The sequence below is a fragment of the Cellulomonas sp. NEAU-ZC6 genome (genome assembly GCF_056844425.1).
Genome location: NZ_JBXFYH010000001.1, coordinates 1,692,626 through 1,717,140, shown reverse-complemented (window position 1 = coordinate 1,717,140; position 24,515 = coordinate 1,692,626). Strand labels below are relative to the sequence as shown.

Annotated in this window: 22 protein-coding genes and 1 tRNA gene; 13 read left to right on the top strand and 10 right to left on the bottom strand. The window is 76.8% G+C overall.

Annotated elements, in window-relative coordinates:
- Positions 1 to 548: 548 nt before the first annotated feature.
- Positions 549 to 5,279 (top strand): hypothetical protein, encoded by a 4,731-nt coding sequence (locus AC1050_RS07850; protein ID WP_482386792.1) that lies wholly within the window; start codon positions 549 to 551, stop codon positions 5,277 to 5,279.
- Between the two features lie 207 nt (positions 5,280 to 5,486).
- On the opposite strand, the gene AC1050_RS07845 is transcribed toward AC1050_RS07850, so the two are convergent.
- The 5 genes from AC1050_RS07845 to AC1050_RS07825 all read right to left on the bottom strand — a co-directional run bounded on the left by AC1050_RS07845 (position 5,487) and on the right by AC1050_RS07825 (position 8,323).
- On the bottom strand, positions 5,487 to 5,663 hold the full coding sequence (locus AC1050_RS07845; RefSeq protein ID WP_482386791.1) for a hypothetical protein: 177 nt from the start codon (positions 5,661 to 5,663) through the stop codon (positions 5,487 to 5,489).
- 188 nt (positions 5,664 to 5,851) lie between these two features.
- A complete protein-coding gene (gene mscL / locus AC1050_RS07840) occupies positions 5,852 to 6,409 on the bottom strand; it encodes a large conductance mechanosensitive channel protein MscL (RefSeq protein WP_482386790.1) in 558 nt (185 codons plus the stop codon).
- 41 nt (positions 6,410 to 6,450) lie between these two features.
- Positions 6,451 to 7,125: an SAF domain-containing protein gene (locus tag AC1050_RS07835; RefSeq protein WP_482386789.1), complete on the bottom strand. Its 675-nt coding sequence runs from the start codon at positions 7,123 to 7,125 to the stop codon at positions 6,451 to 6,453.
- Positions 7,126 to 7,253: 128 nt separating this feature from the next.
- Entirely contained in the window at positions 7,254 to 7,586 is a 333-nt protein-coding gene (locus AC1050_RS07830) for an FmdB family zinc ribbon protein (RefSeq protein ID WP_482386788.1), read from the bottom strand.
- Positions 7,587 to 7,672: 86 nt separating this feature from the next.
- On the bottom strand, positions 7,673 to 8,323 hold the full coding sequence (locus tag AC1050_RS07825) for a 5-formyltetrahydrofolate cyclo-ligase (RefSeq protein ID WP_482386787.1): 651 nt from the start codon (positions 8,321 to 8,323) through the stop codon (positions 7,673 to 7,675).
- 91 nt (positions 8,324 to 8,414) lie between these two features.
- Here AC1050_RS07825 and AC1050_RS07820 point away from each other — a divergent pair, with 91 nt between their 5' ends.
- The 6 genes from AC1050_RS07820 (at position 8,415) to AC1050_RS07795 (ending at position 13,372) form a co-directional block, all read left to right on the top strand.
- Positions 8,415 to 9,638, top strand: coding sequence for a molybdopterin molybdotransferase MoeA (locus AC1050_RS07820; RefSeq protein WP_482386786.1), 1,224 nt, complete (start codon positions 8,415 to 8,417; stop codon positions 9,636 to 9,638).
- Positions 9,638 to 10,243 carry a GNAT family N-acetyltransferase gene (locus AC1050_RS07815; RefSeq protein ID WP_482386785.1) on the top strand — a complete coding sequence of 202 codons (606 nt, stop codon included), beginning with the start codon at positions 9,638 to 9,640 and terminating at the stop codon, positions 10,241 to 10,243. The genes AC1050_RS07820 and AC1050_RS07815 overlap by 1 nt, the downstream gene beginning before the upstream one ends.
- 133 nt (positions 10,244 to 10,376) lie before the next feature.
- A complete protein-coding gene (locus tag AC1050_RS07810; RefSeq protein WP_482386784.1) occupies positions 10,377 to 11,483 on the top strand; it encodes a hypothetical protein in 1,107 nt (368 codons plus the stop codon).
- A 70-nt stretch (positions 11,484 to 11,553) separates the two neighbouring features.
- Positions 11,554 to 11,626, top strand: a tRNA-Ala gene (locus tag AC1050_RS07805).
- Between the two features lie 96 nt (positions 11,627 to 11,722).
- Complete coding sequence (locus tag AC1050_RS07800) at positions 11,723 to 12,280, top strand: dihydrofolate reductase family protein (RefSeq protein ID WP_482386783.1); 558 nt, start codon at positions 11,723 to 11,725, stop codon at positions 12,278 to 12,280.
- A gap of 60 nt (positions 12,281 to 12,340) precedes the next feature.
- Complete coding sequence (locus AC1050_RS07795) at positions 12,341 to 13,372, top strand: bile acid:sodium symporter family protein (protein WP_482386782.1); 1,032 nt, start codon at positions 12,341 to 12,343, stop codon at positions 13,370 to 13,372.
- Between the two features lie 33 nt (positions 13,373 to 13,405).
- Here the strand turns inward: AC1050_RS07795 and AC1050_RS07790 are convergent, their stop codons facing one another.
- On the bottom strand, positions 13,406 to 14,638 hold the full coding sequence (locus AC1050_RS07790; RefSeq protein ID WP_482386781.1) for a DUF4349 domain-containing protein: 1,233 nt from the start codon (positions 14,636 to 14,638) through the stop codon (positions 13,406 to 13,408).
- Between the two features lie 288 nt (positions 14,639 to 14,926).
- Between AC1050_RS07790 and AC1050_RS07785 the strand changes: the two genes are divergently transcribed.
- On the top strand, positions 14,927 to 16,414 hold the full coding sequence (locus AC1050_RS07785; protein WP_482386780.1) for a family 20 glycosylhydrolase: 1,488 nt from the start codon (positions 14,927 to 14,929) through the stop codon (positions 16,412 to 16,414).
- A gap of 19 nt (positions 16,415 to 16,433) precedes the next feature.
- Here the strand turns inward: AC1050_RS07785 and AC1050_RS07780 are convergent, their stop codons facing one another.
- Positions 16,434 to 18,245: a dolichyl-phosphate-mannose--protein mannosyltransferase gene (locus tag AC1050_RS07780; RefSeq protein WP_482386779.1), complete on the bottom strand. Its 1,812-nt coding sequence runs from the start codon at positions 18,243 to 18,245 to the stop codon at positions 16,434 to 16,436.
- A 194-nt stretch (positions 18,246 to 18,439) separates the two neighbouring features.
- Between AC1050_RS07780 and AC1050_RS07775 the strand changes: the two genes are divergently transcribed.
- On the top strand, positions 18,440 to 18,961 hold the full coding sequence (locus tag AC1050_RS07775) for a hypothetical protein (protein ID WP_482386778.1): 522 nt from the start codon (positions 18,440 to 18,442) through the stop codon (positions 18,959 to 18,961).
- Positions 18,958 to 19,185 (top strand): hypothetical protein, encoded by a 228-nt coding sequence (locus tag AC1050_RS07770; RefSeq protein ID WP_482386777.1) that lies wholly within the window; start codon positions 18,958 to 18,960, stop codon positions 19,183 to 19,185. Before AC1050_RS07775 ends, AC1050_RS07770 begins: the two co-directional genes overlap by 4 nt.
- Here AC1050_RS07770 and AC1050_RS07765 read toward each other — a convergent pair.
- Both AC1050_RS07765 and AC1050_RS07760 read right to left on the bottom strand, forming a co-directional pair.
- Entirely contained in the window at positions 19,170 to 20,000 is an 831-nt protein-coding gene (locus AC1050_RS07765; RefSeq protein ID WP_482386776.1) for a cytochrome c oxidase assembly protein, read from the bottom strand. The two genes, AC1050_RS07770 and AC1050_RS07765, sit on opposite strands and share 16 nt — an antisense overlap.
- Positions 20,001 to 20,010: 10 nt before the next feature.
- Positions 20,011 to 20,475 (bottom strand): DUF2243 domain-containing protein, encoded by a 465-nt coding sequence (locus AC1050_RS07760; protein WP_482386775.1) that lies wholly within the window; start codon positions 20,473 to 20,475, stop codon positions 20,011 to 20,013.
- A gap of 68 nt (positions 20,476 to 20,543) precedes the next feature.
- On the opposite strand from AC1050_RS07760, the gene rsmI reads away from it, so the two are divergent.
- The 3 genes from rsmI (at position 20,544) to AC1050_RS07745 (ending at position 23,515) form a co-directional block, all read left to right on the top strand.
- Positions 20,544 to 21,401, top strand: a complete 858-nt coding sequence (gene rsmI / locus AC1050_RS07755; RefSeq protein WP_482386774.1) for a 16S rRNA (cytidine(1402)-2'-O)-methyltransferase — start codon at positions 20,544 to 20,546, stop codon at positions 21,399 to 21,401.
- Between the two features lie 63 nt (positions 21,402 to 21,464).
- Positions 21,465 to 22,652: an aminotransferase class I/II-fold pyridoxal phosphate-dependent enzyme gene (locus AC1050_RS07750; protein WP_482386773.1), complete on the top strand. Its 1,188-nt coding sequence runs from the start codon at positions 21,465 to 21,467 to the stop codon at positions 22,650 to 22,652.
- A 146-nt stretch (positions 22,653 to 22,798) separates the two neighbouring features.
- Positions 22,799 to 23,515 (top strand): head GIN domain-containing protein, encoded by a 717-nt coding sequence (locus AC1050_RS07745; protein ID WP_482386772.1) that lies wholly within the window; start codon positions 22,799 to 22,801, stop codon positions 23,513 to 23,515.
- A gap of 24 nt (positions 23,516 to 23,539) precedes the next feature.
- Here the strand turns inward: AC1050_RS07745 and AC1050_RS07740 are convergent, their stop codons facing one another.
- Positions 23,540 to 24,484, bottom strand: a complete 945-nt coding sequence (locus AC1050_RS07740; protein ID WP_482386771.1) for a 4-(cytidine 5'-diphospho)-2-C-methyl-D-erythritol kinase — start codon at positions 24,482 to 24,484, stop codon at positions 23,540 to 23,542.
- Positions 24,485 to 24,515: the final 31 nt, after the last annotated feature.

The following is a 24,515-nucleotide window of genomic DNA, read 5'->3' as shown; positions in this document are numbered from 1 at the left end:
GGGTGCCCCCTAGTGCCGCGTCGCGAGCACCTAGTCGGACCGCCGCGGGGCACTCAGCGGGTGCTCACCGGGTGTGAGCGGCGGACAGGATCGACGACGTCGGTGGGGCCCGCAGCGGCTGACGGGTCCCACCGGCACCTCAGCTCCGGTGCCCGGCACCGCCCCCCGTCGGGCACCGGACCACCCCGCCCGGAGCGCCGTCCCGAGGCGCGGGACGACGTGACGTCGGTCACCGGGGGTGAAAGCCGACCTGCGACGATGCCCCGGGTCTGTGACCAGGCTGTGTGAGCGTTCACCCGGGAGATGGCCAGGTTGTTGACCGCTGCACCACCACGGGGCCATAGTTCATTCCCGACGGTGCGCATCGCCTGCCCCCTGCGCGGTGCGCACCGTTGATCAAGCTCCGGCCGGCGTCGAGCCCCGCTCCGCCCGCCACCCCCTCCCGCGGTCCTCGTGACGGCCTCGCGCCCGGCGAGTTCCGCGTCATCACCCCGCTCGGCGGCGCGTCACACCGGCGCCGGGGGGTCGCTCCGGTTAGCGTGCTGCGGGTGAAGGTCCCCGCGCGCCGCTCCGTTCCCCGGCAGCCGGCCGCCGCCGAGGCGGTGCCGGCGTCGCCGACCACCCCGTCGTCCCCCCGCACCCCCGCGACCGGCACGGAGGGCCCCGCGCCCGACCGCTCCGACGCGCACCACGGCGAGGCACCGATGCCCGACTCCGCGAACCCCGCCGGCCCCACCGGCCCCGTGCTGGTCGAGCCGCCCTCGGCCGCCGAGCTCGTCGAGGGCGCCACCAGCACCTGGCGCGCCGCGCTCGTCGAGGCCGCCGGCGGCTCCACCCTGGCCGACGTCGAGCTGCTCGGCGACGCAGCGCTCGACCTGTCCGCCGCGCACCCGTCCGGTATCGCGCAGCTGTTCGCGGGCCGCGAGACCCGGTTGTCCAACCTGGTGCGGGAGGGCGCCGCGCTCGGCACCGCGCGCCGCCGCGCCCGGGCCGTCGCCGCCCGTGCGGGGACCTACGCGCAGCAGTACGGCATCGCCCCGACCTACCTGGCCATCGGCGTCGCGTCCTGGACCGAGCACAGCACCCCCGACGTGGCCACGGACGACGTCGCGGCGATCGCCACCGCCACCCGGGAGTCCAACCCGCGCGAGCAGGACGGCGACGCCGACCCGGCGCAGGCCCCGCACCCGAGCACCCGCCGCGTGCGCGCCCCCGTGCTGCTGCGGCCGGTGTCCCTGCGTGCCCGCGGCACCGCCGAGAGCGACTACGAGCTGACCCTGGAGCCGTCGCTCGAGGTGAACCCCGTCCTGGCCCGCGCGCTGCGGTCCCGCGGCGCGCTGCTGGACCCGGGCGCCGTCGCCCGGAGCGCGTTCACCGGCTCGGGCTTCGACCCGCGCGACGCGATCACGCGGCTGACGTCGCTCGGCGTCGCCGTGCTCGACGACTTCCAGCTGGTCGACCGCATCGTCGTCGGCACCTTCGTGCACCCCGGGCAGGTCCTGGTCGACGACCTGGACCGGCTCGCCTCCGGGCTGGAGCGGCACGAGGTCGTCGCGGCGCTCGCGGGTGTCGCCGAGGCCGCCGAGCAGCTGGCCGTCACGCTGCCCGAGCCGGTGCGCGGCGACCGCGACCCGGGCCTCGAGCGCGGCGTGGGCGATCTGGACCCGGCGCAGCAGCACGTGCTGGACGTCGTCGCGAGCGGGTCGCACGTGTTCGTGGACGCGCCGGCGGACAGCGACGTCACGGGCACGCTGGCGGCGCTGGTCGCGGACGCCGCCGCCGACGGCCGCACCGTCCTCTACGTCCCCGGGCACCGCCGGGCCGCCGTCGCGCTGCGCGAGCGGCTCGAGCACCTCGGCGTGGGGGAGGTGCTGCTGGACGTCGCCCCCGACGCCGCCTGGCGCGCCGCCTCCGCCCGACGGCTGATGGGCGCGATGACCCTCGACCTCGACCCCGGCGACCCCCGGTCCACCGCGGAGCTGCGCCGCTCGCTGGTCGAGCGCCGGGAGAAGCTGCGCGGCTACGTCGACGGCCTGCACCTGGTGCGCGAGCCGTGGGGCGCGTCCGCCTACGACGCGTTCCAGGCGCTGGCCCGGCTCACGGCCGAGCGGCCCGCGCCGCGCACCACCGTCCGGCTGCCCGGCGAGGTCGCCCGGTCGCTGGACGGCGACCGGCGCGCGGCGGTCGGCGCCGAGCTGACCGAGGCCGCGGAGGCGGGTGCGTTCACGCTGCGCCCGGTCGACACCCCCTGGTACGGCGCCACGCTGCTCACCGACGCCGAGGCCGCCGACGCGCTGCGCCGCGCCGAGCGGCTCGCCGGCGACACCGGCCTGCCCGCCGTCGAGCGGCGGATCGCCGAGGTCGCCGAGGTCACCGGCTTCACGCCCGCGACGACGCTCGCCACCTGGGGCGAGCAGCTCGCGGTGCTGGGCGGCGTGCGCGGCGTGCTGGACGTGTTCCAGCCGATCGTGTTCGAGCGCAGCCCGGCCGACATGGTCGCCGCCACCGCGTCGAAGTCGTGGCGCACGGAGCACGGCACCCCGATGGGGTACTGGCTGCGCCGGCGCCTGCGCAAGCAGGCCAAGGACCTGCTGCGCCCGGGACGTCCCGTCGCCGACCTGCACGCGGCGCTGCTCGACGTGCAGCAGCAGCGCACCATCTGGCAGGCGCACTGCCCGGCCGGCGGCTGGCCGCGGCTGCCCGAGCACCTCGGCGACATCGAGGCCGAGCACCGCGAGGTCCGGGCCGACGTCGAGGCCCTGGCCGCCGTGCTCGCCGGCACCCCCGAGGGCGCGGACCTGCTCACCCGGCCGATCGGCGAGGTGCTCGACCGCGTCCGCCGCCTGGTCGCGGCCCGCGACACCCTGGCCGCGCTGCCCGAGCGCACCCGCCTGGTCCGGTCGCTGCTCGCCGCCGGCCTCGGCGACCTGCTGGACGACCTGGCCGACCGCCGGGTCCCCGCCGGGCTGGTCGCCGCCGAGCTGCAGCTGGCCTGGTGGACCACCGTCTTCGAGCAGATCCTCACCGCCGACCCGGCCCTGGCCGGCTACGACGGCCGCACGCTCGGCCGGCTCGCCGCGGAGTACCGCGAGCTCGACCTCGCGCACACCGCGGCGCTGTCCGGCCCGGTCCGCGCCCGGGCCGCCGCGCACGTCCGGAACGCCATGGCCGCGCACACCGAGCAGACCGAGGCGCTGTTCGCCGAGCTGCTCGAGGACCGGCTGACCGGCCTGCCCGAGACCTTCGAGCGCTACCCCGACGTCGCCCGCCGGCTGCGGCCGGTGCTCGCGGCCGCGCCGATGCTCGTGCCGCAGGTGCTGCCTGCCGCGCGCACCGTCGACCTGGTCGTCCTCGACGCCGCCGCGCACCTGCCCGTCGAGGTCGCGCTGCCCGCGCTGGCCCGCGGGCGCCAGGTGGTCGTGTTCGGCGACCGCCGCTGCGCGTCCGGCACCGCCGTGCGCGAGCTCGCGGACGTGCTGCCGACCGTGCCGCTGCGCGCGGACGCCTCCCGGCGGGACCCGTACCTGACGGCGTTCCTCGCCGCGCACGGCTACGGCGACGTGCTCTCCCCGACGCCGCTGCCCACCAGCGTCGCCGCCGTCGGGCACCACCTGGTGGACGGCACCGGCATGCCGGACGCCTCCGGTGCCGTGCAGAGCACCCGCGCCGACGTCGACCGCGTCGTCGAGCTGGTCATCGAGCACGCGCTGACGCACCCCGAGGAGTCGCTGGCCGTCGTCACCGCCTCCGCGCTGCACACCGCGCAGGTCCGCGAGGCCGTCCTGGCGCAGGTGCGCGACTCGCCGTCGCTGGCCGCGTGCCTGGACGGGTCGCGCCCCGAGCCGTTCGTCGTCACCGACCTGACCAACGTCGCCGGCCTGCGCCGCGACGCGCTCATCCTGTCGCTCGGGTTCGGCCGCACCCCGCACGGGCGCGTGCTGCACCGCTTCGGGCCGATCAGCGGCCCGGGCGGCGACGCCCTGCTGCTCGCCGCGCTCGGCGTGACCCGGCACCGGCTGGACGTCGTGTCCTGCTTCGCGGTCGCCGACGTCGACCCCGAGCGGCTGCGCGGCCCCGGCCCGCGGCTGCTGGGCGACCTGCTGCGGTTCGCCGAGCGCCGCGCCGCGGGGGAGACCGACCTCGCGATCGCCGAGCCGCCCGCCGAGGAGCCCGTGGCCGAGGAGGTCAAGGCCCCGGCCGTCGCCGAGGAGGACGCCCCGACCGCCGAGCGCGCACCCGTGGTGGCCGAGCTCGCGACCGCCCCGGAGCAGCACGCGCCCGACCGCCTCGTCATCGACCTGGCGGAGCGGCTGTGGCGGCACGGCCTGGTCGTCGAGCTCGACCACGGCCTGCCCGGCGGCCTGCACCTGCCGCTCGCCGTCGGCCACCCCGACCTGCCCGGCGAGCTGCTGGTCGCCGTGCTCACCGACGACGACGCCTACCTCGAGGAGCCCAGCGTCCGGGTGCGCGACCGCCAGGTCGCCGAGCGGCTCGAGCGGCTCGGCTGGAGCGTGCTGCGCGTCTGGTCGGCCGCCGCGTTCCTCGACCCCGAGGCCGAGGTGGACCGGATCCGCCGCGCCCTGCACGCCGTCGCGGACCGCCGGATCGCGCAGGCCCGGGCCGACCGGCAGCGCGGGCTGACGCTCGTCCCCGCGCCGTACCTGGACGACGACGGCACCGGCCCGGCGCCGACGCTGACCGGGCTCGGCGTGCTGCCCGGCGCCGACGTGCCCGCCGGCGGCGGGACCTGGGCCGACGAGCCGCGTCCGGCGACCGCGGCGTTCGGCGTGGTCCCGGCTCCGGACGGTGCCGGTACGGGCGTCCCGGCTCCCGACCAGGCGCCGACCTGGACCGCGCCGACCGCACCGGCCGGCGCAACGGGTGCGGGCGGCGCGACCGCGTCCGGCGAGGGCGACCCGACGGGCGTGACCGACCAGGCGCGTCCGGCGACCTCGCCGGTCCCCGCGATCGCGGCGGACATCCCCGGCGTCATGGAGGCGGCGGCCCCGATGACCGGCGCGGTCCGCGCCGTGCAGCCGACCCTCGCCGTGCCGGGCGGACCCCGGCCCGACGTGCGCCCCGGCCTGCCGATCAGCACCTACTCGGACGACCTGCTGGACGACCTCGTCGCGTGGCTCGTGTCCGACGGATCCGAGCGCACCCCCGACGAGCTGGCGGCGGCCGTCCGCGCCGAGCTCGGCCTGACCCGCCGCGGCTCCCGCGTCGACTCGGTGGTCGGCGCCGCCGTCCACCGCGCCACCGGCACCCACCCCGCCTGACCCGGCGGCCGCCGCCCGGCCTCTGGTCCCTGCGCGCCTGCTGAACCGTCGCCGCCACGTCGAGATAGGGCGTCCGCCCCGAGAGAGGGCCGTGGCACGTCCTCTCTCGCCGGGGAGGCCCTCTCTCGCCGCGAGGTCGTGTCTCGCGGCGAGCGGGCGGTGGCGGGCGCGAGCGTCCGCTGCAGGCGGGTCCGGGTCAGGCTGGGGTCACCAGTGCGGGGGGACGTCGCGCAGGAGGCGGTCGTCGTTGGAGTCGCCGCGGTCGTCGCCCCAGCCCGAGTCCGAGTCGTCGGCGCTGCGGCCGGGGATCAGCGGGGTGTCGTCGACCGGCGGGCGCGGGCGGTCCGGGTCCTGGGGTCGGCGGTCGGGCGACGAGGTGCTCACGCCTTCAGTCTCCCACCGGGAGGCAGGGGTGCACGGCGCCAGGCGCCGCGCCCGTACGTGCCGCAAGCACCACACGTGGCGCAGGTGCCGCACGTGCCGCAGGCGCCGCAGGTGCCGCACGGGCCGCACGTGCCGGGCGGACCGCTCGGCCGTGCGCGGGCGCACCGCCCGCGGTGCCGGGGCGTGGGTCAGTCGGCGGTCGGGCGGCTCGTGCCGGGCGGCGCGTCGACGGGGTCCGGCGCCCGGTGCGCGCCCGGGCGCCCGTCCGGTGCGACGTCCTGGGCGAGCGCCGGCTCCGGCCGGGCGGCGAGCAGGTCCCGGATCTCCTGCAGCAGCAGGATGTCCTCCGAGGGGCGGGTGGGCTCCGCCTCGATGCCGCGCTTGCGCCGCTCGGCGAGCTTGTTGAGCGGCAGCACGATGAGGAAGTACACCGCCGCCGCCGTGATGAGGAACTGCAGCACCGCGTTGAGGATCAGCCCGACGTCGATCTTGGCGCCACCGGCGGGGCCGATCACCCAGAGGTGCGAGATGTCCTGCTTGCCGAAGACCATCGAGATCAGCGGGGCGATCAGACCCGCCTGCAGGGCGCTGACGACCGCGCCGAACGCCGCGCCGATCACCACGCCGACCGCGAGCTCGATCGCGTTGCCGCGGGAGATGAAGTCCTTGAACCCCTGGAACACCCCGGCGAGCCCGCGGGCCCGGTCGGTGGCGCCACGCAGGCCCTTGGTCAGTGCGTCGCTCATGCGCGGGTGGTCCTCCGTGGTGCGGCGGCGAGATGTCGGCATCATCCCACGATGACCGCTCCGAGCACCCGGGAGCCGGTCGCGCCGCCCAGCTCGACGGACTCGTCCGGAGTGACCGCCAGCAGCACCGGCGCCGACCCCGCGGTCGACCCGCCGCCGGTGCCGAGCAGCCCGCCGCCCGCCGCGTCGGGGGCCTCGTCGGCACCGCCCCCGGGCCGGGCGAGCACCACGGCCTCGCGCGCGAGCCGGACGGGCTCGGCGCCGTCGAGCACGGCCGCGGCCACCACGTCGACGCGCATGCCCGGTCGCAGCACGCCGGCGATCCCGGTGTCGGCGAACCGCACCGGGACCACGACGGTGCCGGGCGGACCGGTCGTGGCGTCGTCCACCAGCAGCTCGGCGACGAGGGGCAGCCCGGCGGGCACGGGCACGGCCAGCCGCCGGCCGAGCACGTCCTCGGGCGCCGCCAGGCCCGGGGGCAGCAGCGCGACCGGCACGGCGTCGAGGACGACGTCGTCGTCGGTCAGCTCGTCGCCCAGCGCCAGGTCGCGGGCGGCGACGAGCACGTGCGCGGTGGGCAGCTCGGCGGGGCGGGCGAGGTGCACGGCGACCAGCGCGGCCAGGCCGGCGCACAGCGCGGCGAGCGGGCGCCGGGCGCGCCACGTGAGCACGCGCAGCCGGTACCGGACGGGTTCGGGGAACGGGTCGAGGGGCATGCGCCTGACGCTAGGCAGCACGCGACCGGTCGCCAACCAGCAGGGGGCCGGGACCTGGGGACCGCGCACCGGCCCGCGGCCTGGGGACCACCCGGCGCCGCGCGGTGGCGCGGCGCGGGCGGCGGTGATCAGCTCGCGGCGGGCTTGGCGGCGGTGCTGGTCGAGGTCGACGCCGCGGCCGGGGCGGCCGGGGTCGTGCTGGTGGTCGACGAGGTGGACGACGACGAGCCCGAGCCCGTGGTCGACGTCGAGCTGCTGCTCGCCCCGGTCGAGGACGTGGTGGTCGAGCGCGAGTCGTTGCGGTAGAAGCCCGAGCCCTTGAACACGACCCCGACGGACGAGAACACCTTGCGCAGCCTGCCGCCGCAGGCCGGGCACTCGGTGAGCGCCGCGTCGCTGAACGACTGGTGGATGTCGAAGGCGTGGCCGCACTCGGTGCAGGTGTAGGCGTAGGTGGGCACTGCTGTCTCCCGCGATGACGTGGCTCGGTGGGTCGGGGCCGGTTGGCACTCCCCGTGTCCGAGTGCCAATGATACGCGGCCGCGCGCTATTCCCCGCCGTCGGCCCGCAGGGAGATCCACCGCTCGGGCGTCGCGACGACGTCGACGGTGCGGTCGTGCGGCTGCCGGGGCAGCGGACGGACCGCGGCGTCGTACAGCTCCTCGGCGAACACCAGCGCGATCACGGGCGTGCCGGGCCGCGCGTGGGCGAGCGCCCGGTCGTACCAGCCGCCGCCCTGGCCCAGCCGGGTCCCGGCGGTGTCCACGGCGAGCGCCGGGGCGACGATCACGTCCGCGCCGGCGAGCGCGTCGGGGCCGAGCGCGGGCGTCGAGGGCTCGGGCGGGCGGCCGGGTGCCCGCTGCAGCAGGTCGTGCCGGCCGGCGTACCGGGCCCAGTCGCGCTGCAGTCCCGCGCCGAGCACCGGCAGCAGCACGTCGACCCCGCGCGCGGCGAGGGCGTCGAGCAGCGGGAGGGTGTCGGGCTCGGTCGGCCGCGCGGAGTACACGGCCACGCAGCGGGCGTCCGCGAGGGCGGGGATCGTCTCGACGACGTCCACCAGCGCGTCCGCGGCCTCGGCCCGCCGGCGCGGCGACCTGGCCTGCCGTGCCGCCCGGATGAGCGCCCGGAACTCGTCCTTCACCTCGGTGATGGTGCTGCCGTCGGACGCGTGCGGATACGGCTGGGCAGCGGTGCTCATGTCCCTCAGTCTCCCAAACGGGACGGCGTGCGGGTAGGACCATCGGCGTGACGTGCGCGCCGCTCCCGGGTCCGGCGGGCAGAATGCCGCCATGAGATCCGTGCAGGACCAGCTCGCGGCCGTGCTGGCCGCGGTCGGGCCCGTCGCCCCGCTCGACGTCGTGCTCTCCGACGCCTCCGGCTGCATCCTCGCGGAGGACGTGGTCGCGCCCGCGGACGTCCCGGCGCGACCGGTGGCGGCCTGCGACGGCTACGCGGTCGCCACCGGCGACCTGCGGGGCGGGGCCCCGGGCTCGCCGACGGTGCTGCCCGTGGCGCACGACGTGCTCGCCGGCGACCCGGCCGCGCTGCGGCTCGCGCCCGGCCAGGCCGTGCGGATCGCGTCGGGCGGGCCGGTGCCCGCGGGCGCCGACGCGGTGGTCCCGGCGGAGGACACCGACCGCGGCGCCGTCCGCGTGACGCTGCACCGCCTCCCCGCGCCGGGCGAGCAGATCCGCCCCGCCGGCACCGACACGCGGCAGGGCGCCGTGGTGATCGCCGCCGGAACCCGCCTCGGCGCGCGCCAGCTCGCCGTCGCCGCGGCGACCGGCCGGGGGCGGTTGCGCGTGCACCCCGCCCCCCGCGTCGTGATCGTGTCGATCGGCGACGAGCTGGCCGAGCCCGGCACGCCCGCCCGGGACGGCGGCGTGTACGAGGCGGCCGGCCACGCGCTGGAGGCCGCCGTCCGCGACACCGGGGCGACCCCGCGGCGGGTCGGCGTCGTCACCGACGACCGCGCCGTGCTGAGCGAGGCCCTCGAGGACCAGCTGGTCCGCGCGGACGTCGTGGTGACGACCGGCGGGCTGTCGGAGTCGCAGCACGACACGCTGGCCGACGTCCTGGCGCCGCTCGGCACCGTGCGGTTCGACCAGGTGGCGATGTCCCCGGGCTTCCGGCACGGCTTCGGCACGGTCGGCGAGGGGGTGCACACGGTGCCGCTGTTCGCGCTGCCCGGCCACCCGGTCGCGTCGCAGGTCGCGTTCGAGGTGTTCGTGCGGCCCGCGCTGCGCGCGATGGCCGGGCACACCGACCTGTTCCGCCCGTCGGTCACGGCGCGCGCGGACGTCGGCTGGCCGTCGCCGGCCGGGGTCCGGCAGTTCGTGCCGGCCGCGGTCGTCGGCACGCCGGGAGAGGGCTACCGCGTCACGCCCGTCGGCGACCCGGGGACCTCGTCGATCACGGGCCTCGCGCACGCGAACGCGCTGGCGGTCGTGGGGGAGCAGGACGACGCCGTCGTGGCCGGGCAGGTCGTGCACTGCCTGGTGCTGGAGGGCTGATGCCGCGCGGCTGGCCGGTCACGCTGTCCGACGGCGACATCCGCCTGCGCCCCCTGCGGCGCGGTGACGAGGCCGCCTGGATGCGGCTGCGCGCGGTGAACCACGCCTGGCTGGAGCCGTGGGACGCGACGTCCCCGGAGCCGGTCACGGGCCGGCGGCCGACGTTCGGGCAGTTCGTCCGGACGCTCGACAAGCAGGCGCGGTCCGGCACGTCGCTGCCGTTCGCGATCGAGCACGCCGGCGAGCTGGTCGGGCAGCTGACCGTCTCCGGCATTACCTACGGGTCGCTGTACTCCGCGTCGATCGGCTACTGGATCGCGCAGCACTCCGCGGGCCTGGGCATCACGCCGACGGCCGTCGCGCTCGCCACGGACCACTGCTTCGGCACCCTGGGCCTGCACCGCGTCGAGATCAACATCCGCCCGGAGAACCGGCCGTCGCTGCGGGTCGTCGAGAAGCTCGGCTTCCGGGACGAGGGGGTCCGGGAGCGGTACCTGCACATCCAGGGCGCCTGGTGCGACCACCGCACCTTCGCGCTCACCACGGAGGAGGTCCCGCGGGGCCTGCTGGCGCGCTGGCACGCGACCACGGCGGACGGGCGCTGACGCGACGGCCCCGGCTGTGGGAGGCTGGCCCCGGCCCCGCGGAACTACACCAGTGTGATTTTCGTCCGTGATGCCGCTCGACACGCCGTGACGGGTCCGGGGGCGCCGGGCAGGACGCCCCTACCGTCGTGGAGTGTACGAATTCGCCGGACCAGCCGCCCTCGTGGTGGTCGGCCTGTGGATCGCCTACCTGGTGCCGCACAAGCTGCGGCACCGGCAGCAGTTGCTCGAGTCGCGGACCGACGACCGGTTCTCCGACGCGTTGCGCGTGCTCGCCGTGACCGGCCCGGACGGGTCGGACCGCCGGCGGCGGGCGGACGCGGCCCGGGGGGTCCGGTGGGACTGCGGCCCGGTGGACAAGCGAGTCGGGTTGCTCACCCCGGGCACGGGGAACCGGATCGCCGGAACGGACAGGGGAGCCACCGACGTGGACCGACCGCACGGGACCCAGGACAGGATCGGCGCCGACGCCGCCCGACGCGTCGCGCAGCTGCACGCCGCCCACGCGGCGGCCACCGCGCGCCGGGGTGCCGCCGCGCGCCGCCGCGGCGCGCTCGCCGGTGCGCTGCTGGTCGCCGCCGTCGCCGGCTGGGTGGTCGTCGGCGTGACCGCGCTCGGCGTGCTCGCGGGCGTCGTGCCCACGGTGCTGCTCGCCGGGGTGCTCGGGCTCGGCCGCCGCGCCGTGCTGCAGGGCCGCGCCGCCGAGGACGAGTGGGAGCGCCGGATCACCGAGGCGTCCGCGCCGCTGCGCGAGCGCACGGCACGCCCCGGCCGCCAGGGCGCGCGCGGTCACGCCGTGAAGCCGTCGCTGTCCGACACCCAGGCCATCACCCGCGTGCGGGCCGACCTCCCCGCGCGGACGTCCACCCGCGTGCAGGACGGCGGACGCGAGGGCGACACCTGGTCGCCGGTCGCCGTGCCCGCGCCGACGTACACGATGAAGGCGCCGGCGCCCCGCCGGGAGCCCGCCCCGCTCGGCGAGGTCGAGGGATCGACGCTGGCCGCCCCGGTCCGCCGGTCGGTGACGGCGCCCGAGGAGGCGGCCGCGCCCGCCGCGGTCGTGCCGGAGGAGGCCGTGCCGACGACGGCGCGCACCGCGACCCCGGCCGAGGAGCCTGCCGCCGAGACCACGCCCGCGCCCGCCGCGGAGGCGGGCACCACCGCTCCGGCGACGGCGGAGCCGACCGGTTCCATCGACCTGAACGCCGTGCTCGCGCGGCGGCGGGCGGTCGGCCAGTAGCCCGTCGGCCGCGGGCACGGGCGGTGTCGTGAGCAGCCCTTCAGGGGTGTTAGGCTGTCTACCGCTTCAAGGGGCTGTGGCGCAGTTGGTAGCGCGTCTCGTTCGCAATGAGAAGGTCAGGGGTTCGAATCCCCTCAGCTCCACACCGGTCGAAGGCCCGGGATCCACGGATCCCGGGCCTTCGTCGTTCTCGGGTCCGTCCCGGGTCCGTGTCGGACCCCCGCGCTACGGTCGGCCGCATGCGAGTGATCTACAACACGGCGACGACGATCAGCGGCTACATCGCGGACGAGCAGAACTCGCTCGCCTGGCTCTTCGCGGTGGAGTCGGACTCCCAGCCCGACCAGGAGGCGTTCCTCGGACCGATCACCGTGCTGGTGTCGGGCTCGACGACCTACGAGTGGGTGCTCCGCGAGGAGGACCTGGTCGCGCACCCGGAGAACTGGCCGACGTACTTCGGCGACCGGCCGCAGTTCGTGTTCACCACGCGGGACCTGCCGGTGCCCGCGGGTGCTGACGTGCGGTTCGTCCGCGGCTCCGTGGCGGACGCGCTGCCCGCGATCCGCGAGGCGGCCGGCGACGGCGACGTGTGGGTGGTCGGCGGCGGCGACCTCGCGGGGCAGTTCCTGGACGCCGGCGCGCTGGACGAGGTGCAGGTGAGCGTCGCCCCGGCCGCGCTCACGGGCGGCGCGCCGGTGCTGCCCCGGACGGTCGGGCCGGACCGGCTGCACCTGCGCTCGGTCGAGCGGTTCGGCCAGTTCGCGCACCTGACCTACGACGTCCGGCCGCCCGCCTGAGGCCCCCGGCGCCTGCCGCCGGGGCGAGGGAGACCCCGCTGCCGGTGGCATGATGTCCGGGTGCCTGACGTGACCCCGACCCGACCGGGCCGGTGGTCCCGCTCCTGGAAGACGTTCACGACCTGGGTCGACCCGCTGGTCGTGATGATCGTGGCGGTCTTGCTGCTGGGCCTGTTCGCCCCGGCCTCCGGCGGCTTCGCGACCGGCCTGGACCGCGTGACCACGGCTGCCGTCGTCCTGCTGTTCTTCCTGTACGGCGCCCGGATGGCGACCAGCGACGTCTGGGACGGCCTGCGCAACTGGCGGCTGCAGGGCGGGATGCTGGCGTCCACCTACGTGGTGTTCCCGGTGCTCGGGCTCGCGGTGCAGCTGCTGCCCGGGTCGGTGCTCCCGGAGGACCTGCAGACGGGCCTGCTCTACCTGTCGCTGCTGCCGTCGACCATCCAGTCGTCGGTCGTGTTCACCTCGATCGCGCGCGGCAACGTCGCCGGCGCCATCACGGGCGCCACCGTGTCGAACGTGCTCGGCATCGTGCTGACGCCGCTGCTGGTCGGCGTGCTGATGTCCCGGGCGGGCGGCCCGGTGGGCGGCTCCGCGGGGGCGACGCTGCTGCAGCTGCTGCTGCCGTTCGTGGTCGGGCAGCTGGTGCAGCCGAAGATCGGCGCGTGGATCCGCGCGCACAAGCCGATCACGCTGATCACCGACCGCAGCACGATCCTGCTGGTCGCCTACGGCTCGGTGTCCGAGGCCGAGAGCTCGGGCGCCTGGGACGACCTCACGGTCGGGGTGCTGGTGGCGCTGCTCGTGGTCTGCGCCGTGCTGCTGGCCGTGATGCTGACGGTGACCTGGAGCGGCGGGCGCCTGCTGCGGCTGACGCGGGCCGACCGGATCGCGCTGCTGATGTGCGGGTCCAAGAAGAGCCTCGCGACCGGGCTGCCGATGGCCAGCGTCCTGTTCGGGCCGGTGGCCGCCGCGGGCGTCGCCCTGCCGGTGATCGTGTTCCACCAGCTCCAGCTCGCGACCTGCGCGGTGCTGGCGCGGCGGCTCGCGGCGACCGAGCCCGAGCCGCAGCCGGCGACGACGCCGGTCTGACGGCCCGGGCCGGGCGCCGCCGTCCGCGCCGGGTCAGCCGACGCCGACCGGTTCGCGGTCCCGCGGCTCCGCCGGGTCGGGCTCGGCCGGGTCCCCGTCCGGGTCGGGCCCCGGTCCGCCGTGCCCCGGACCGCCCTGGCCGGGACCCGCGTCACCCGTGCCGCCCGCACCCGGTCCGCCCGCACCCGGGCCGCCGGCGGTCGTCGCGGTCACCTGCCGCCGTCGCAGCTGCCGGCGCACCGCCAGGACCACCCAGGCGATCGCGCCGCCGAGCGCGAGCCACGGGAGCAGCAGCCCGAGCACGGTCACCACGCCGTCCAGCACCCCGACCAGCGCTGACCACCCCGAGGCCAGGCCGCCCAGGAACCCGCGCGGCCGCGGCTCCTCCGGTGCGGGCTCCGGCTCGGGCTCGGCGGGCGCGACCGGCTCGGGCGGCGTCGCGATCGACACCGTCAGGGTCGACAGCGACACCTGCTCGGCGATGCGGGCGCGCTCGGACCGCAGCGCCTCGAGGGACGCCTGCCGCTCGGTCAGCGTGTTCTCGGCGGACAGGATCTCCTCCTGCGTGCTCGCCCGGGCCAGCAGGTCCGCCATCCGCGCGACGGACAGCTCCATCGCGCTGATCCGGGCGTCGAGGTCGAGCGCGGCGGCGGTGACGTCGTCCGAGCCGAGGTCGACCTGCGCGACCTCGCCGATCTCGTCCAGCGCCGCCAGCAGCCCGGTCATCGCCGCCGACGGCACCCGGACGGTCAGGTCGGCGCTCGCTTCGGTGCCGTCGTCGGCCCGGGCCGCGGTCTCGCGGCGCTCGTCGACCCGCCCGCCCGCGTCCTCCACGCGCCGGACCACCGCGTCGGCGGCGGCACGCGGGTCGTCGGCGAGCATGCGCACGTCTCCGGAGGTGATGACCTGGCGGCCGCCCGCGTCGGCCGAGGTGCTGCCGACACCCGTGCCGGTAGCGAGGCCACCCGCGCCCTGCGCCTCGCCGGCCGCGTCGCCCGCGACGTCGGCGCCGGCGTCGGCCGGCGGGTCACCGGCCGGCACGTTCCCGGCCTGCGCGCCGGCGTCGGGCACGCCGCCCCGGTCGCCCCCGGACAGCTCGTCCGGCGCCACCCGCGCGACGTCCCCGCCCTGCTCGGCGCTGCTGTCCGTCCCGGCGCTGCAGCCCGCGAGCAGCAGCCCGGTCAGTGCGAGCCCCAGGAGGGCCCGTGATCCGCTCGTCCCCGTCCGCCGGCCGGTACGGCCCCGGCCCAGCCCCTGTGTCCGCATGACGGGGACGCTAGGGCCGCCGGGGTGGGTCCGTACCGCCTTCACCTGCACGGATACCCGATCGTTGCCCGCCGCCCGTTCACCGCGTCCGGGCCGTGACCGCACCGAGTCCCCGCCGTAACCCGGCCGGCCGGCGAACGGGTGACGGCGCTGCGTCGGGGACGGTGCGCAGGATCCGACATTCCGGACCCGCGCGTCGCTGCTCGCGGGCCCCGCGAGGAGGCACACTGTGCGCAGGGGGCCGGGCACGAACGCGCCCGCAGCCGACTCCGCTCCGGAAGGACCCCCGTGCCCGCTCCGACCACACCGCTGCGTCTCGTCCCGGCTCCTCGCCTGGTACGAGCGGGCGAGGGTGCGCCGTTCGTCGTGTCGGCCTCGACCACCGTGACGGTGGGCGTCGGGCCCGACGAGGTCGCGCTGGGGGTGCTGGCCGCCGAGTCGCTGAGCCGCATCTCCGGGAGCACCGTGGAGGTGCGGTACCGGGACGTGGCCGAGCCGACCCAGGCCGGGGACGTCGCGTTCGTGCTCGACCCGGACCACCTGGTGGGGGAGCAGTACCGGCTGGAGGTCGCGTCCGACCGGATCGAGGTCGCGGCGGGCACCGCCGAGGGGCTGATGCGCGGGCTGGCGACGCTGCACCAGGTGCTGCGCCCGTACCAGGGCACGCTCGCGGCCTGGCCGCTGCACGTCGAGGACGAGCCGGTGCACTCCTGGCGCGGGCTGTCCGTCGACGTGGCGCGGCACTTCTTCGGCGCCGACGACCTGCGCGTGGTCGTGGAGCTGATGGCGGCGTACAAGCTCAACGTGCTGCACCTGCACCTGTCGGACGACCAGGGCTGGCGGCTGGACCTGCCGTCGCGGCCCGAGCTGGCGGCGCGGTCCGGCGGCACCGCGGTCGACGGCGACCCGGGGGGCTTCTTCACGACCGAGGAGTTCGAGGCGCTGGTCGCGTACGCGGCGGCGCGCGGCGTGCGGGTGGTGCCGGAGATCGACGTCCCCGGGCACGTCAACGCGGCGCTGCACGCCGTCGGCGCGCTGACGCCGTCCGGCGAGCCGACGGACGCGTACACCGGGATCGAGGTCGGGTTCAGCCGGCTGCACGCCGACCTGCCCGAGACCGAGCCGTTCCTGCGGGACGTGTTCGGCGACGTGGCGGCCGTGACCCCCGGTGACTACGTGCACATCGGCGGCGACGAGGTGCTGACGATGGAGCACGAGGAGTACGCCCGCCTGGTGCGGATGGCGGGCGACGCCGTGCGCGCGGCGGGCAAGCAGGTGGTCGGCTGGCAGGAGATCGCCACGACGCCGCTGGAGCCCGGCACGGTGGTGCAGTACTGGGACACCCGCACGGACACGGCCCCGATCGTCGAGGCGGCGCGGGCGGGGGCGCGGCTGCTCATGTCGCCCGGCTCGCGCGCGTACCTGGACATGAAGTACGACGGCGACACCGAGCTGGGGCTGGAGTGGGCCGGGCACGTCGAGCTGCGCGACGCCTACGAGTGGGAGCCGACGACGCTGGTGCCGGGCCTGCCCGAGGGCTCCGTGATCGGGGTCGAGGCGGCGGTGTGGACCGAGACGCTCCGCAGCCTGGACGACCTGATGACCATGCTGCTGCCCCGGCTCGCGGCGGTCGCCGAGGTCGCGTGGACCCCGGCGGCGCAGCGCGACTGGGACGACTTCGCGGTGCGCGTGGCGGCGCACGGGCCCTACTGGGACGCCGACGGCCTGGCCTGGTACCCGAGCCCGCAGGTGGACTGGCACGTGCAGCGCTCCTGACCGGCGCGGCGGGCGGACCTCAGATCCAGGAGGCCAGCCACATGTGCAGGTGCCAGAAGTCGTACGGCACGACCCACCCGGTCCACACGGGGTAGAAGAACGCGCTCACCGCGACCACCACGGTGAGCAGCGCCGCCGTCACCGCGATGCCCCGCCGGCGCTGCCGCGCGTCGTCGGTCTGCACCAGCAGCGCCAGGACGAGGACCACGGACAGCACCACCCACGGCGTGAACGCGATCGAGTAGAACGTGAAGATCGTCCGGTGCGCGTAGGCGAACCACGGCAGCCAGCCGGCGGCGATCCCGGCCAGCACGGCCCCGGCGCGCCAGTCCCGGCGGACGACCAGCCAGTACAGCGCCACCAGCACCGCGAGCGCGCCGAGCCACCACAGCACGGGGTTGCCGAGCGAGGTGATCGCCTGCGAGCACGCGTCCGCCCCGCAGGCCTCCTGCGCCTCCGCGCCCGACAGCCCCGAGACGCTCGTCGGGTAGTAGAACGAGGTCGGCCGCCACTGGACGATCCAGCCGAGCGGGTGCGCCGCGTAGGCGTGCTCGGCGGTCAGGGTGGTGTGGAACTGCCACATCTCCCCGTGGAAGTGCCAGAGCGAGCGCAGCGCCGGTGGCAGCCACGTGACGCCCTCGCCCGGGTGCTCGACGGCCCACTGCCGCAGGTACGACCCGGGGTGCGCGAACCAGGACCACCAGGTCGCGAGGTAGGTCGCGGCGGCGGTGAGCACCACCACCAGCCCCGCGGGCACGGCGTCCCGCCAGAGCGTCGCCGGCACCCAGTGCCGCACCCCGACGGACCGGCGGGCGGTGGCGTCCCAGGCGACCGACAGCAGCCCGAAGACGGCCAGGAAGTACAGCCCGGACCACTTGGTCCCGATGCACAGCCCGAGCAGCACGGCGGCGGCGAACCGCCACCACCGCCAGCCGAGCCCCGGTCCGCTCCCCAGCGCTGCGCCGGAGTCCAGCACCGCCGCCGTCCGGGCGGCGAGCCGGCGCCGCGCCTGGTCCCGGTCCAGCAGCAGCGCGCCGAACGCCGCCAGGGCGAAGAACATCACGAAGCTGTCCAGCAGGCCGGTGCGGGAGTGGACGATCGCCTCGCCGTCGACGGCCAGCAGCAGGCCGGCGACCGTGCCGAGCGCCGTCGACGCGAACAGCCGCCGGCCGATCCGCGCGACCAGCAGCACCGCGAGCGTGCCTGCCACGGCGGAGGCCAGGCGCCAGGCGGCCGACGACTCGAACCCGCCGCCCAGCTGCATGCCCAGCGCGATCAGCCACTTGCCCACCGGCGGGTGCACCACGTACTCCGCGCCCGTGCCGAGGGCCGAGCCGTCCCCGGCGGCGAACAGCGCGTTGGCGTCCTCGCCCCACCGGCCCTCGTAGCCGAGGGTCAGCAGGGAGTACGCCTGCTTCACGTAGTACGTCTCGTCGAACACCAGCTCGTGCGGGCGGCCGAGCTGCCAGAACCGCAGCACGCCGGCCAGCAGGGTGACGGCGAGCGGCCACAGCCAGCCCGTGACGCGGGCGCGACGGGTGGCGCCGAGCAGCAGCGTCCGGGCACCGAGCAGCTGCACCAGCAGGCGGTCGTGCGTGGACAGCGCGGGGTCGTCGGCGCGGTCGGGGTCGGCGCTCGCGGGCAGGGCGAGCGTCCGCGCGGGGGCGTCGTGCAGGTGGTGCTCGTGCGGCTCGTGCGCCGGCGCGGGGTCCGGGGCGACGACCGGCGGGAACCGGCGCTCGGGCTCGGCGGGCTCGGCGGGCTCGCCGGACGTGCCGGGGACGTCGGACCGGGCCGCGGGCTGGTCGTCGGGCTGGGGCACGGTCGTCATCGTAGGGGCGGCCGCTGAGCAGCACCTGCGCGGTGCGACGCGCCGACCGGTGCACGGCGCGCCGGGGTGCGGTCCCCAGGGCGGGCTCGAGCGGCTGGCGCGGCCGGGACGGCCGCTGGCACGGTGAGCGCCAGGCGCCAGGCGCCAGGCGCCAGGCGCAAGCCGCAAGGCGCCAGGCGACGGGAGGAGGGCGGGTGCGGGACGCGGTGCGGATGGGCGGCGCGGTGCGCGCCGCGGCGGTCGTGCTCGGTGCGGCGATGCTGCTCGGTGCGGGCGTGCTGCTCGGGCGGGTGCGGGCCTCGGCGGAGCCCGCCGAGGCCGCGCGGTGGCTGGCGGAGTGGTCGCGCAGCGCGGGCTTCGGCGGCACCGCGGCGATCGTCGCGGCCGCGATCGCGTACCGCGCCGCCCGGGCGAACGCGGCGCGGCAGCAGTGGGTGGACCGCAAGGTGCAGTGGTGGGCCCGTGCGCAGTGGGCGCTCGAGCGGGTGCTGAGCGACGACGGCCGCACGCAGGCGATCGGGTTGCGGATGCTGCGCGCCCTGGCCCGGAGCGAGTGGGCCGGTGAGCACGAGAGCGACCTGGTCGACGCGGCGGTCGACCGGCTCTGGCAGAGCGAGGCGGAACCCGACGACCGGGAACGCGCGGGATGTCCGGAAAGTGGGGATCGACGGGGCTCCGGCACCTCGGACAGACTCGGCGGAGGAGGTGCTCGATGAGGTGGAGACGCAAGGCCGGCCGCGGGACCGCCGAGGGCGTCACGGGACGTGCGGCGCCCCCGTTCCGGCACCTGCCGGCGACGAGGCCGGAGAGGTTCGCGCACGACGTGCACCCGGCGGTGCGTGCGGAGGCGGCCAGGGTCCAGGTGGCGAACGACGAGCGACGGGGGCTCGAGACGCCGCAGTGGATCGTCGACCTGTCGAGGACCTACCCCCGGTTCTGAGCCACCACGCCCGCCGCCACCAGCCGGGGCACCGCGGCCCGCGGCCGCGTCGCCGCGTACCACCCGCCCAGCAGCAGCACGACGAGCGTCACGTCCACGACGTCCCCGCCGTAGTACATGAGCTGCGCCCCCACCCGGGCGTCCACGGGGTCGACGCCGGCGGGCGGGTGCGCGTACAGCCACTTCGCGAGCACCGAGTGGGCGGCGACGAACGCGACCAGCACCGCCGACCGCACCCGCACCGACGCACGGTGCGGGTCGGGGTCGCGGCCCACGACGGACGCGGTGAACAGGTACCCCGCGAGGAGCACGTGCAGGTGCACGGCGGCGTGCAGCAGCGGGGACGTGTGCATCCGCGCGTACAGGTCCGTCCCGTACAGCAGCCAGAGCCCGCCGGCGTCGAGCGTCCCCGCCACGACCGGGTGCGTCACCACCCGCACCACCGGGGTGCGCAGCACGCGGACCAGGGACCGCGCCGCGGTGACCGGCAGCGCCCGCAGCGCCAGCGTCACGGGCGCCCCCAGCACCAGCAGCAGCGGCCCGAGCATCCCGAGCAGCAGGTGTGCGGCCGAGTGCGCGGTGAAGCTCTGCCGGGCGGCGGTGGCGAGCGGCCCGACCAGCGCCGCACCGACGCAGGCCAGCCCGAGCAGCCACAGGGCGGTCCGTCGCACCGGCCACGGGCTCCGGGACCGGGCGAGCAGCAGCGCGGACAGGTAGAGGGCCGCTGCACCGAGCAGCGCGAGCACCACCACCACGTCCAGCAGCTCCCACCCGGTCAGCCGGCCCGACGCCTCCCCGGTCCCGTGGCCGTGCACGACGGGCCCCTCAGGCCGGGCGCGCCGGGGCGGGTCCGCCGGCGACCCGGGACCGGGTGCGCCGCAGCAGCACCAGCCCGGCCAGCAGCACCAGCACCGCCGACCCGATCCACGTCACGTCGTAGACGAGCAGGTCCACGCCGTACCGGATCTGGTGGATGCCGAGCAGCTTGTGGTTCACCACCCCGTCGAGCAGCTGGAAGGCGCCGACGCCCGCGAGCACCGCCCCGGTCCAGCGGGCCCACCGGACGCCGTCGCGGCGCCGCACGTCCGCCAGCAGGAACAGCCCGGCGACGGTGACGAACCAGCCGAACGCGTGGAAGAGCCCGTCGGCGGTGAGCGCGACCTCGGTGGTCGACAGGTCGTAGAAGTGGTGCCACTGCAGCCCGAGGTGGAACACGAACAGGTCGATCACGGACGCGGCGATCCCGCACCCGAACAGGAAGCCGGACAGCACGGTGCGGTCGGTCGCCATGCGGGCCAGCCTGCCAGCGCGCGGCGGGACGGCAACCGGTGCGGCGCGGAGGTGGCAGGCTGGCCCGCGTGACCTCCTCCACCCCCGGCACCGGCCGCCTCGTGCTCGCGGCGACCCCCATCGGCGACGTCGAGGACGCGTCGCCCCGGCTGCGCCGGCTGCTCCAGGAGGCCGACGTCGTCGCCGCCGAGGACACCCGCCGGCTGCGCGCGCTCGCCGCCCGGATGGGCGTGACCGTCGGCGGCCGCGTCATGAGCCACCACGAGCACAACGAGGCGGCCAGCACCCCGGAGCTGCTCGCGGTGGTCGCGGACGGCGGCACGGTGCTGGTCGTCACCGACGCGGGCATGCCGGCGGTCTCGGACCCCGGGTTCCGGGTGGTGGCCGCCGCGGTGGACGCGGGGCTGACGGTCACGGCCGCGCCCGGGCCGAGCGCGGTGCTGACCGCGCTCGCGCTGTCGGGCCTGCCGACGGACCGGTTCTGCTTCGAGGGCTTCCCGCCGCGCAAGCCGGGAGAGCGCGCCCGGTCGTTCGCCGCGCTGGACCGCGAGCCCCGCACGATGGTGTTCTTCGAGGCGCCGCACCGGCTCGCGGCGACCCTGGCGGACATGGCCACCGCGTTCGGCGCCGACCGCCCGGCGGCGGTGTGCCGGGAGCTGACCAAGACGTACGAGGAGGTCGTCCGGGACGGGCTCGGGGCGCTCGCGGCGTGGGCGGCGGCCGGCGAGGTCCGCGGCGAGATCGCGGTGGTCGTCGCCGGGGCGCCGGCGCGCGAGGTCGCGTCGACGGCGGACCTGGTCGCCGAGGTGCTGTCCCGGGTGGACGGCGGCGAGCGGCTGAAGGAGGCGGTGGCGGAGGTCGCGCAGGTGGCGGGCGTGCCGAAGCGCGAGCTGTACGCGGCGGCGCTCGCGGCGCGCGGTCGCTGACCCGCCCCGAAGCCTCCGCACGGCCTCCACGCGCGGCGCGGCCCGCGGGTCTAGCGTCGGCCCATGGAGTTCCGTCGCATCCCCGGCCTGCCGCCGTACGTGTTCACGATCATCGACACGCTCAAGGTCGAGGCGCGCCGCGCCGGCCGCGACGTGGTGGACCTGGGGTTCGGCAACCCCGACCTGCCCAGCCCGCAGATCGCGGTCGACAAGCTGGCCGAGGCGGCGCAGAACACCCGCAACCACCGGTACTCCGCCTCGCGCGGCATCCCCAAGCTGCGGCAGGCGGTGGCGGACCACTACCTGCGCCGGTTCGGCGTGACGCTGGACCCGGACACCGAGGTCATCTCGACCATCGGCGCCAAGGAGGGGTTCAGCCACCTCATGTGGGTGCTGCTGCAGCCCGGGGACGCCGCGCTCGTGCCGACGCCGTCGTACCCGATCCACATCTGGGGCCCGTACTTCGCCGGGGCGGACGCCCGCCAGGTGCCGATCGGCGACGGCACCGACGGCGCCGGCTACGTCGACCGCGTGATGGAGGCGTGGGACCTGGGCTGGCCCAAGCCGCGGGTGGTCGTGCTGTCGTTCCCGCACAACCCCACGACGACGACCGTCGAGCTGCACGACCTGCAGCGGCTGGTCGACTGGGCGCGGGAGCGGGACGTCGTCCTGGTGCACGACCTCGCGTACGCGGACATGTGCTTCGACGGCTGGACGCCGCCGTCCATCATGCAGTGCGTCGGTGCGACGGAGGTCGCGGTCGAGCTGTACTCGATGACCAAGTCGTACTCGATGGCGGGCTGGCGGGTCGCGTTCCTGGTCGGCCGCCGCGACGTGGTCGGCGCGCTGGCCAAGCTCAAGTCGTATCTGGACTACGGCACGTTCCAGCCGATCCAGATCGCGGCGACCGTGACGCTGAACGAGGCGCTCGACTACCCGGCCGAGCTGTCGTCGGTGTACGAGAGCCGGCGCAACGCGCTGGTCGACGGCCTGGGCCGGATCGGCTGGGACATCCTGCGGCCCCGCGGCACCATGTTCGCCTGGGCGCGCATCCCGGAGCCGTACCGCGAGCTCGGCTCGATCGAGTTCACCGAGATGCTGGTCCGGGACTGCGACGTCGCCGTCTCGCCGGGTGTCGGGTTCGGCCCGGGCGGCGACGGGCACGTGCGGTTCGCGCTGATCGAGAACGAGCAGCGGATCGCCCAGGCCGTCCGCGGGCTGCGCCGGGGGCTGACCCGCCTGGAGTCCTGACCTCGCCGCGCCGCTCCAGCAGCGGGACCCTCGGGTCCTCCTCAGGGTGCGTTCAGGGGACTCCCCGATGTCGGCGCGGTGCCCCGGGCTGGCAGGCTCGGAGCGCGACGCGGGGGACGTCCCCGCGCCCGGCACGAGGAGCGAGCATGGCACGGCGGACGACGGCACTGGCAGCAGGAGCGGTCGGTGCGGGGCTGGTGCTCGGGCTGACCGGGTGCGTGGGCGGCGGCGGGCCGGTGGTGAGCCGCGACGTCGAGATCGACGACGTGCGCTCGGTGGAGCTCGCGTCGTCCGGCGACCTGACGGTGCGCCGCGGCGACACCCCGTCGCTGACGGTGCGCGCCCCCGAGGGGACGCAGGACCGGCTGGTGTCGGAGGTCCGGGACGGCGTGCTGGTGCTGGACGCGCGCGGGTCGTTCGGGTTCCAGGACCTCGGCGACGTCGAGTACGAGCTGGTGGTCGGCGAGCTGCAGCAGGTCCTCATCTCCGGGTCCGGCGACGTCACCGGGTCCGACGTGACCGGCGACGAGCTGCGCGTGCTGATCTCCGGCTCCGGGAGCATCGAGATCGACGGGGTCGACGCCGACGAGGTCGCGGCCTCCATCGACGGCTCCGGCGACGTCGAGCTGTCGGGCCGCACGGCCACCGCCCGGTTCGGCATCGACGGGTCCGGCGGCATCGAGGCCGAGGACCTCCGCGCCGACGACGTCGAGGCCGCCATCGGCGGGTCGGGCTCCATCGAGGTGCACGCGGCGCGCCGCCTGGACGCCTCGATCGGCGGCTCGGGCTCGGTGACCTACGCCGGGGACCCCGAGGTCACCAGCCAGGTCGACGGCTCGGGCGACGTGACGCGCGCGGACTGACCGCGCCGGCGGCCGGGTGGTCGGCTAGAGCACGTCCGAGCCGGCCACCACCCGCGCGCCGGGCACCGGCCCGGAGGCGGTGAGCACCGAGTCGGCGACCCCGGCGGCGGTCATGGCCGCGGCGATCACCAGCGCGTGCTGCCGGCTGCGGGCCAGCGCCGCGACGGTCGGGCCCGAGCCGGAGACGACCACGCCGAGCGCGCCGGCGTCCTCGGCCACGGCCAGCGTCTCGACCAGGCCGGGCGCGAGCTCGACGGCCGCGTCCTGCAGGTCGTTGTGCAGCAGCGCGCCGACCGCCGGGGCGTCGCCGGCGCGCAGGGCCTGCAGCAGGGCGACGTCGCCGTCCGTGTCGAGGGCGTCGCGGCCGTGGGCGAGCGCGTCGAACTCCTCGTAGACCCGCGGCGTCGACAGGCCGGAGTCCCGGACGCCGAAGGCCCAGTGGTACTCGCCCCGGGACAGCGCCGCGGTCAGCAGGTCGCCGCGGCCCGAGCCGACCGCCGTCTGCCCCATGAGCAGGAACGGCACGTCCGAGCCGAGCTCCGCGGCGACCTCGTGCAGCTCCTCGCGGGGCAGCGCCGTGCCCCAGAACGCGTCGCAGGCCAGCAGCGCGGCGGCGGCGTCGGCGGAGCCGCCGGCCATGCCGCCCGCGACGGGCACGGCCTTGTGCAGGTGCAGGTGCACGCCGTCGTCCACGCCGGTGCGGGCGGCGAGGGCCCGGGCCGCGCGCAGCGCGAGGTTGGAGTCGTCGGTGGGCACCAGGTCGGCCTGCGGCCCGGAGACGGTCACCCGCAGGTCGTCCGCCGCGGACGCGACCACGTCCTCGTAGACCGAGACCGCCTGGAACACGGTGGCGAGCGGGTGGTAGCCGTCGGGGCGGCGGGGGCCCACGCGCAGCGAGAGGTTGACCTTGCCGGGCGCCCGGACCCGCACCTCACGTCCGGTGCGGGGGGCGAGGCGCAGGTCGGTCACGGGTCCCACTGTGCCAGGTCCGCGCGCGTCC